Annotated in this window: 6 protein-coding genes; all 6 read left to right on the top strand. The window is 67.1% G+C overall.

Translation table 11 applies throughout. The annotated features are described in order from the left end of the window. Positions 1–243, top strand: a 243-nt coding sequence (locus ACZ5ON_RS35585) for an oligopeptide/dipeptide ABC transporter ATP-binding protein (protein ID WP_465601655.1), incomplete at its 5' end; no start/stop codon positions are given. A gap of 413 nt (positions 244–656) precedes the next feature. Continuing rightward, positions 657–2,333 carry a peptide ABC transporter substrate-binding protein gene (locus ACZ5ON_RS35580; RefSeq protein WP_465601652.1) on the top strand — a complete coding sequence of 559 codons (1,677 nt, stop codon included), beginning with the start codon at positions 657–659 and terminating at the stop codon, positions 2,331–2,333. Positions 2,334–2,533: 200 nt separating this feature from the next. Beyond that, the gene (locus ACZ5ON_RS35575) at positions 2,534–3,463 is read left to right on the top strand and encodes an ABC transporter permease (RefSeq protein ID WP_465601649.1); all 930 of its coding nucleotides are present in this window, start codon (positions 2,534–2,536) and stop codon (positions 3,461–3,463) included. Positions 3,464–3,473: 10 nt separating this feature from the next. After that, positions 3,474–4,418 carry an ABC transporter permease gene (locus tag ACZ5ON_RS35570; protein ID WP_465601646.1) on the top strand — a complete coding sequence of 315 codons (945 nt, stop codon included), beginning with the start codon at positions 3,474–3,476 and terminating at the stop codon, positions 4,416–4,418. A 53-nt stretch (positions 4,419–4,471) separates the two neighbouring features. Next, positions 4,472–5,497 carry an ABC transporter ATP-binding protein gene (locus tag ACZ5ON_RS35565; protein WP_465601643.1) on the top strand — a complete coding sequence of 342 codons (1,026 nt, stop codon included), beginning with the start codon at positions 4,472–4,474 and terminating at the stop codon, positions 5,495–5,497. Beyond that, positions 5,490–5,853 (top strand): ATP-binding cassette domain-containing protein (locus ACZ5ON_RS35560; protein ID WP_465601640.1); only part of this gene is annotated, 364 nt, incomplete at its 3' end. The genes ACZ5ON_RS35565 and ACZ5ON_RS35560, both read left to right, overlap by 8 nt.

Here is a 5,853-nt window from a genome sequence, read left to right as displayed (position 1 = left end):
CTGCTGTCGGCGGTGCCGGTGCCGGACCCGACCGGCCGCGACGGGCGTGAGCGGATCATCCTGTCCGGGGACATCCCCTCGCCGGCCAACCCGCCATCGGGCTGCCGCTTCCGCACCCGCTGCTGGAAGGCCCAGGAGAAGTGCGCGGTGGAGGTGCCCGCGCTGACCGTCAGGGAGTGGTTGATCGGGGCGGCCGCGCATGACTCCGCGTGTCACTTCGCGGCGGAGCGCGAGATCGGGTAGAGCGTGGCGGAGCGCGAGATCAGGTGGGGCGCGGCGCGATTTCCGGCGAGGCACAGGGACGGGGAATCGCGAGAGACGATCTTTTTCCGGTGATCTTTTCCCTGGCTTTCTTTCTCGATAAAACCTCGGCATCCGGATAATCATGTCCGCTATCCGGAGGGTGGAATGGGTAATTCCTTGGGCGATATGTATCGCTCTGTCAGTCAATGGTCCGGCTTGTGTGTGCCGTGTAACAGAAAAGAGATGTGAGGAAGATTCCAAACGAGGTCGGCGGGCTCGATAGTTGCTCTGCGCGCGTCGACGGTCGCATCGCCAACTAGGCGTCAGCGGCCTGACGTTGACCTCCGTCATGCCTGGAAAACCGGGCTGTGGAGGGTCCTTCGTTCCCACGCCCCGAATCGAGAGGCAGTTGAATGAGGCTCACCAAGACAATGCGCTGGACGGCGGTGGCTGCCACCACGATCCTGGCGGTGGCCGCCTGCAGTAATGGCGGTGGCTCGGGCAGCGGCGGCGGAAAGCCGACGGCGAGCGACAATGCACCGGCCAAGGACGGCGGAACCTTCCGACTGGGCATTGTCGAGCCTACTGCAATCGACCCGTACAACGTGCAGGAGTCCGAGGGCACCCTGGTCGCCCAGAACCTGTTCACCGGCCTGACCAGCGTCGACGTCAACGGCAAGGTCAGCAACGCGCTGGCCGAGAGCCGGACCGCGAACGACGACTGCAGCCAGTGGACGTTCAAGATCAAGGGCGGGACCACCTTCTCCAACGGTGAACCGGTGGACGCGGAGTCGTTCATCCGAGGCTGGGCCCGGGTCGCGGCCAAGGATGCGGCCTCCGACGTGGCGTACCACATGAACGAGATCGACGGCTTCAAGGAGCTCCAGGACGGCTCGGCCACCACCTTCCGGGGCCTGTCGGCGCCCGACGCGACCACCCTGGTGGTCAAACTGGCCACCAAGGACTGCGAGTTCGACCTCCGCACCTTCCACACCGTGTTCAGTCCGATGCCGAAGGTGGCCGGCCCGGCCACCAACAAGACCTTCAACGACATGCCGATCGGCAACGGGCCGTTCAAGATGGAAGGGCCCTGGCAGCACAACAGCAAGATCACGTTGGTCCGGAACGACAGCTACGGCCTGACCAAGGCACACCTGGACCGGATCGAGATCTCCATCCTGAACTCGGCCAACGCGGACCAGCTGGAGTACCAGGGCTTCCAGGCGGGCCAGTTCGACTGGGCCCGGATACCCACCGAGCAGCTGTCCGTCGCCAAGGCGACCTACGGGTCGAAGAACGAATGGTACGACTGGGAGTCCAACGGCATGAACTACCTGCTGCCGATCACCTTCCAGGGCCCGCTGAAGTCCAAGGAGGCGCGTCAGGCGATCTCCTACGCGATCGACCGCGACGCCATCGTCAACGGCGTGTTCAAGGGCTTCCGCCACAAGGCCACCACGCTGGTGCCCTCGGCCTTCAAGGACGCGTACCAGGAAGGCGTCTGCGCCAGCTGCGTCAAGCAGGACAAGGAGAAGGCCAAGGCGCTCGCCGCGCAGGCCGGTCTGACCCCCGGGACCAAGCTGTACTTCGGCTACAACACCGGTGGCGGGCACGACGCCTGGGTGCAGGCCGTCGCCCAGCAGCTCAAGGACGTGCTCGGGCTGGACGTCCAGATCGACGGCATGCCGTTCAAGGACATGCTGAAGAAGGACAAGTCGGTGGACGCCACCGGCATGTACCGGGCGGCCTGGGGCGCGGACTACCCGACCCCCGGCAACTACCTGGCCCCGCTGCTCGCCACCGGCTCCATCAACGAGGACCCGACCACCCACGCCGCCCAGGGCGACAACGCGGGCCGCTACAGCAACCCGGCCTTCGACGCCCTGCTGCAGCAGGCCACCGGCACCAAGGACCAGGCCGCGCGCGACAAGATCTACCAGCAGGCCGAGAAGCTCGTGATCGGTGAGGACCAGGCGCTGATCCCGCTCTTCACCCGCCAGCAGCAGCGTGTCGCCAACACCCAGAAGTGGGCCAACCTGACCTACGACTTCAACGAGAACCCGACCCTGGCCGCGGTCTCGCAGAAGTAGCCCGTCCCTTCGCGCCCGGCGTGGTCCGCTCCTGAATCCGTACGCGCCCCAGCGCAGTTGACCGAAGGGGCCGAGCACGACGCCGTCGCCCCCGTCTCGACCAGGCGGGGGCGACGGCCCCCCGGTCGCCTGCCGGACCCGGCGGTGTACGGGGAGAGGGCTACGCCGCTCTGCCACGACCCCACAGAGAGGCACATGCCATGGGTAGGTATCTGCTGCGAAGGCTCGGACAGATGGTGATCGTGCTGCTCGGCGCGACGCTGATCCTCTTCGCCTGCCTGTTCGTCATCCCCGGCGACCCGGTCGGCTCGCTGGCCGGCAGCGAGCGCTCCCGCGACCCCGCCGTGATCGCCGAGCTGCACAAGCGGTACGGGCTCGACAAGCCGCTGATCGTCCAGTACGGCACGTACATCGGCAAGTTGGCACACGGAGACATGGGTGAGGACTACACCCAGCGCCGCCAGGTCTCCGACATCCTCGGCCCCAAGCTGGTCAACACCTCCAAGCTGGCCGTCGTCGCCATCGTCTTCGACGCGGCGATCGGCGCCGCCGTCGGTGCGCTGGCGGCGCTCAAACGGTACTCGCTGGTGGACACCGTGGTCACGCTGATCACCACGATCCTGGTCGGGTTCCCGACCTTCGTGATCGGCATGCTGATGCTCAACCTCTTCGCCGTGCAGCTCAAATGGGTGCCGGTGATCGGTGATCCCGGCGATCCGCTGCAGGTCATCCTGCCCGCGATCACGCTGGCCATCGTGGACGCGGCCCTGGTCGCCCGGCTGATGCGCGGCACCATGCTGGAGGTGCTGCGCGCCGACTACGTGAAGACCGCGATCGCCAAGGGCGTACCCAGGCGCGAGGTGCTGCTCAAGCACGTGATGCGCAACTCGGTCATCCCGGTGGTGACTTACCTCGGCATCTCGTTCGGCGGCCTGATGGGCGGCGCGATCATCACCGAGACCATCTTCAACTGGGACGGCGTCGGTATGGCGATGTCCACCGCGATCCAGCAGCAGAACAACCCGGTCGTGGTCGGGGTGGCGACCTGGGGTGTCGCCATCTTCGTGCTGCTCAACCTGGTCGTCGACCTGCTGTACGCGATGCTCGACCCCCGCATCCGGCTGAGCTGAGGGCGCTGAGATGACTGACGACAAGACGAAGGCAACCGCCGTACCGGGCAGGGCCGTTCCCGGGCAGCGCAAGGATCCGTCTTCGGCCGGGGGCTCGGCCGAGCCGGCCATCAAGGTGGTCAAGGAGTGGCAGGAGGTCTGGCACCGCTTCGCCGCCAACAGGCTGGCCCTGGTGGGCCTGGTGCTGGTGGCGGGGCTGATCCTCACCGCCGTCTTCGCACCGCTGATCGCCCCGCACGACCCGCTGCAGCAGGACCTGATGAACACGCTCAAGCCCCCGAGCAGCGACCACCTGTTCGGCACCGACATCCTCGGCCGCGACCAGCTCTCCCGGGTGATCTACGGTTCCCGGATCGCGGTCATCGTCGGTCTGGTGTCGATCCTGCTGACGCTGGCCATCGGCATCGTGCTCGGTGCGATCGCGGCCTACTTCGGCCGGTTCTACGACACGCTGACGATGCGCGTCGCCGACGTGTTCTTCGCCTTCCCGCTGCTGATCGGCGCGATCATCATCATCACCGTGACCGGTCGCGGGGTCTGGCCGGTGGTGCTCTCGCTCGCCATCTTCGGCTGGGCCACCGTGGCGCGGCTGCTACGCAGTTCGGTGCTCTCCACCCGGGAGATGGACTACGTGCACGCGGCGCGCGCACTGGGCGCCGGGCACCTGAGGGTCATCCTGCGGCACATCCTGCCCAACTCGATCGCGCCGGTCATCATCTACGGCACGTTCAACGTCGGTACCGCCGTGGTCGCGGAGGCCTCGCTCTCCTATCTCGGCGTCGGCGTCAGCCCGGAGGTGCCGGAGTGGGGCAACATGCTCGCCGCCGGCCGGGGGTTCATCGGCGTGTACGACTACATGTGGACCCTTCCCTCGCTCGCGGTGGTGCTCACCTCCCTGGGCTTCATCTTCCTGGGCGACGGCGTGCGTGACGCGCTCGACCCCAAGCTGCGGTGAGCGGCGTGGAGGTGACGGATGTGACCGGACCGGGAGACGGAGGGGACAGGGCGATGGCGAAGTCGGTGCGGAGCGAGGCGGGCGCGGCCCTGCTGCAGGTCGACGACCTGCACGTGGAGTTCGTGACCCGGGACGGCGTGGCCAAGGCGGTCAACGGGGTCAGTTACAGCGTCGGAGCCGGGGAGACGCTGGCGGTGCTGGGTGAGTCGGGTTCGGGCAAGTCGGTGACCGCGCAGGCCGTCATGGGCATCCTGGACAGCCCGCCCGGAAGGATCACCGGTGGCAGGGTGCTGTACCGGGGCGAGGACCTCCTCACCATGCCCGAGGAGGAGCGGCGAAAGATCCGCGGCCGGAAGATCGCGATGATCTTCCAGGACGCGCTCTCCGCGCTCAACCCGGTGTTCTCGGTGGGCTGGCAGCTCGGCGAGATGTTCCGGGTGCACGAGGGGATGTCCAAGAAGGACTCGCTGAAGAAGGCCGTCGAGTTGATGGAGCGGGTGCGGATCCCGGCGGCGAAGGAGCGGGTGAACGACTATCCGCACCAGTTCTCGGGCGGTATGCGTCAGCGCATCATGATCGCGATGGCGCTGGCCCTGGAGCCGGACCTGATCATCGCGGATGAGCCGACCACGGCGCTCGACGTGACGGTGCAGGCACAGGTGATGGAGCTGCTGGCGGAGCTCCGGGCCGAGTACCGGATGGGGCTGATCCTGATCACCCATGATCTGGGGGTGGTCGCGGACGTGGCCGACAAGATCGCGGTGATGTACGCGGGGCGGATCGTGGAGACCGCGCCGGTGCACGAGCTGTACGCGCGCCCGGCGCACCCGTACACCCGGGGCCTGTTGAAGTCGATCCCGCGCCTGGATCAGAAGGGCCGCGACCTCTACGCGATCAAGGGCCTGCCGCCGAGCCTGCTGCACATTCCGGCCGGCTGCGCGTTCAATCCGCGCTGCGAGGCGGCCACCGACCGGTGCCGCACCGAACTGCCGTTGCTGCAGCCGGTGCTGGACGAGGACGGCAGCGACCTGGCGCGCCGCAGCGCCTGCCACTTCTGGAAGGAGACCCTCCGTGGCTGAGTCGATCCTTGAAGTCCGGGAGCTGGTCAAGCACTTCCCGTTGACGCAGGGCATTCTGTTCAAGAAGCAGATCGGTGCGGTGCGTGCGGTGGACGGGGTGTCGTTCGAGCTACGCAAGGGCGAGACCCTGGGCATCGTCGGTGAGTCGGGCTGTGGGAAGTCGACGTTGGCCAAGGTGCTGATGAACCTTGAGCGGGCCACCGCGGGTGAGGTGCTGTTCAAGGGGGAGGAGATCTCGCGGCTGTCCGGTGCCGGGTTGAGGGCGGTGCGGCGGAACATCCAGATGGTGTTCCAGGACCCGTACACGTCGTTGAACCCGCGGATGACGGTGGGTGACATCATCGGGGAGCCGTTCG

The organism is Kitasatospora sp. NPDC032150, assembly GCF_055579945.1.
Note: the sequence above shows the minus strand (reverse complement) of the source record. Positions and strands in the feature narration are given on the sequence as shown.